We start from the raw sequence: 2631 nt of genomic DNA, 5'->3' as shown, positions 1-2631 counted from the left end.
CGAGCCGCTGCTGAACGGCCCGGTCTTGCTGCCGCCGCCGGTGCTGTTGAGCTTGACGATCGACGTCGAGATGGCGCCGTTCTTCTTGTAGACGACGATCACCGCCCCGGCGCCTCGCGACCCAGGGACCAGGTCGAAGTTGAACTTCAGCTTCCAGGCGCCGGTCAGCTCCTTGGGGTTGAGACGCACAGTGCCGGCGGCGAGGTGGTTGAGCTTGCCGCCGATGTTCCAGGCCGACCTGGCCTTGGTCACCGTGATGACGTCCGCGGGCGCCGACGGGTAGGCGTTGCCCTCCTCGTAGACGGTCTTCGGGTGCCGGTTGGCGGCCGAGAAGAGCTGGAACTCCTTCTTCAGGGACGTGCCGCGAGCGCTGAGCACCTTGGCCAGGCCCTGGGTCGAGTAGTTGTCAGGACCGGCGGGTGCGCCGTCGAGCCAGTTCCACACCGCGAGCACCAGGTTGGGGAGCTTGCCGGTCTTGCCGGGGAACTTCTCGGTCAGGTAGCGCCACCAGATCCAGACGCCGTAGTGGAAGAGGCCACCGAACTGGTCCATCGACTTGCCGGGCTTCTTCAGCGGGCTGTCGCCCAGGTAGAAGCGGTTGTCGTCGACGGCGTCGAACATCTCGTCCTCGACCCAGGTGGCGGTGGACTCGATGATCCAGCCGTCCTCGTAGGCGTCGTAGGCGTACTGCACCGCGTGGAAGAACTCGTGCGCGGCCGTGACCTGCATGTTCTCGAGCGGGGTGTTGCTCGGGAACTCGGACGGGGCGTAGTCGTTGTCCAGCGCGCAGTAGGCCCACAGGCTGTAGTCGCCCGAGACCGGCGTCTGGTCGCTCGTGCAGAAGCCGTAGAGGCCCTGGGTGCCGATCTCGCCGAGGTAGATGTCGATCTTGTCGGTGCCACCGCCGATGGCGCCGTCGCGCTTGGGCGTGCGGTAGCCGGCCGCGACGTAGTCGTTGTTGATCTGGTTGATCGTGTTGAGCACGCTGGTGACGTAGGCCGGGATCGTGGCGTTGTCGCCGTCCGACCCGAGCACCGCGTTGCCGTCGGTGTCGTCCTCCGTGTAGTGCAGGCAGATCTCCCCCTGGCAGCGCAGCACGTCGAGCGTGCCGGGGATGTAGGGGTCGCCGCCGCTGCCGGGGCGCAGGAAGAAACGCTCGGCCGTCTTGCGCTGGCTGGGCGAGAGGTACTTCATCTGCACCTTGAGGTCGCGCAGCGCGACGGTGAGGTCGCGACCGTCGGTGGTGTGCCCACCGCGCGTCACGGCGTCGCCCGCGACGATCGCCTGGACCTCGGCCAGCGTCTGGGTGGCCTGCTCGGCGCGGTTGTCCTTCGCGACCGGCGACGCCTTGGTGCCGGGAGGCTGGGGCGGGTCGGCGACGGCCACGGGTCCGCTCAACGAGAGCGCCAGGGCCGCAGACGCGGTCAGGGCAACCAAGGTCTTGGGGAGGGTACGAGGAATCTGCACCCCAGGAATATGTCATCCGAAGGCGACGAACGCCCATCCTTCTCCCGAACTAAATGATCCGAAGGGCGGATTCTTCTCCGATCCGGGACCTCCTCGGCCGATCAGCGTCGGAATGCCGTCGTCCGGACGGTGAAGCGCGCACCGTCGTCCAGCGGCTTGCCGGCGCACGCGAGCTGGGTCTCGCGGCGGCAGTCGTAGCGAGCCGAGGTGTTGACCAGGCTGACGATCACCTGGACGACCTCGCGGGACGAGAAGCGGACCGTGGTCTCGCCGTCGCCGCTCCTGCCGAGCCGGACGACCCGCTCGACGTGCCGCCCGTCGGTGCGGACGACCGCCACCCGGACCGCCGTCCGGCGTCGCGGCCCGGCCACCTCGACCCGCAGCCGCCACCGGTCCCCGCGCAGCGCTCGGGTCGGGGCGAACGCGACGTGCCGGGCCGCGAGGTGGTCGACGCGGGCCCGGCGGGTCACCGCACGACGGTCGCGGTCGAGCTCTGCGGCCCGGCCGACCCTGGCCGACGGCCACTGCGCGCCCTCGGCGTAGTGGTCGGCGGGGGAGAGGTTCGCGACGACGTACGACGTGAGGGTGCGGGGGAGCCCGGCGTGCCGATCGAGGACCGCCTCCAGCGCGTCGACCGACGAGAGGTCGGGCCCGCGGCCCACCGAGTCGGCGCGCCGCCACACCGCACGCACCACGCCCTCGCCGTACCGGTCGGCCAGGAACTCCCACCACGCCCAGGTCCCGTAGTGCGCGTAGCGGTCGTTGGAGAACGCGTCGAGCGGGACGCCCGGGCGGGCCACCGTCCCGTAGGGCAGGTAGCGGCGGTTGTCGTCGACGCCGTCGGCGAAGGTCTCCTCGACCCAGGTCGCCGTCGACTCCAGCAGCCACGGGTCCTCGCGGAAGTCGTAGCCGAACTGGATCGCGTGGAAGAACTCGTGGGCCGCGGTCACCCGCAGGCTCGCCATCGAGCCGGTGCCGAACTGGCGGCGGGCGAAGTCGTCGTCGAGCACGCAGTAGCTGGACGCGGCGAACCGCTCGCCGCGGACCCGGCGCTCGGGGGTGCAGTAGCCGAACAGGCCGCGCTCGCCGACGTCGACGAGGTAGACGTCGAAGCGGCCGTCCCCGCCGCGCCGTCCGTCGGCCGGCGGCGGGCGGAAGCCGAGG

Annotated in this window: 2 protein-coding genes; both read right to left on the bottom strand. The window is 70.5% G+C overall.

Annotated elements, in window-relative coordinates; translation table 11 throughout:
- A partial coding sequence (locus tag H0487_RS22395; protein WP_220793701.1) for an MXAN_6640 family putative metalloprotease occupies positions 1-1467 on the bottom strand: 1467 nt, incomplete at its 3' end.
- Between the two features lie 101 nt (positions 1468-1568).
- Positions 1569-2631 (bottom strand): MXAN_6640 family putative metalloprotease (locus H0487_RS22390; protein ID WP_220793700.1); only part of this gene is annotated, 1063 nt, incomplete at its 5' end.

It is taken from the genome of Nocardioides stalactiti, from assembly GCF_014180715.1.
GTDB lineage: Bacteria > Actinomycetota > Actinomycetes > Propionibacteriales > Nocardioidaceae > Nocardioides > Nocardioides stalactiti.
The sequence above is the reverse complement of the archived record's forward strand: the minus strand, read 5'-3'. Positions and strand labels throughout refer to the sequence as shown.